The organism is Psychrobacter sp. 1Y4 (assembly GCF_051847555.1).
This window is the reverse complement of record NZ_JBPYDE010000761.1, coordinates 1-626: the sequence shown is the minus strand read 5'-3', so window position 1 is coordinate 626 and position 626 is coordinate 1. Positions and strand designations below refer to the sequence as shown.

The following is a 626-nucleotide window of genomic DNA, read 5'->3' as shown; positions in this document are numbered from 1 at the left end:
CCAATTCATAATCGTTAAAGTCATGCGCTGGGGTGATTTTGACACAGCCCGTACCGAAGTCTTTTTCAACATAATCATCAGCGACGATAGGCACGACGCGACCCGTAATTGGTAAGGTAATGGTTTTGCCGACCAAATGTGCATAACGCTCATCGCTAGGGTTGACTGCGACAGCGGTATCACCAAGCAAAGTCTCAGGACGCGTAGTAGCAACGACCAGATAGTTTTTACCATCTTGGGTGGTTAGGTCTGTATCCGTGAAATGATAGCGGAAATGCCACAGGCTGCCTTTTTCGTCGTGGTTTTCTACTTCAAGATCAGATAGCGCGGTTTGGAACTTTGGATCCCAGTTCACCAGACGCTTACCACGATAAATAAGACCATCGTCAAACAGGCGTACGAATACTTCTTTTACCGCGTTGGACAGACCATCATCCATGGTAAAACGCTCACGTGACCAGTCAACCGAGCTACCCAAACGACGAATTTGGCTAGTGATGTTACCGCCCGACTCTTCTTTCCATTCCCATACTTTATCGATGAAATCTTCGCGCGTCATGTCACGGCGCTTGAGTCCTTGCGCCTCCAGACGACGCTCAACGACCATCTGGGTTGCGATACCGGCA

Annotated in this window: 1 protein-coding gene; it reads right to left on the bottom strand. The window is 49.0% G+C overall.

All coding sequences use genetic code 11. The annotated features are described in order from the left end of the window. Nucleotides 1-626 (bottom strand): class I tRNA ligase family protein (locus tag ACS8FC_RS18745; RefSeq protein WP_439297899.1); only part of this gene is annotated, 626 nt, incomplete at both ends.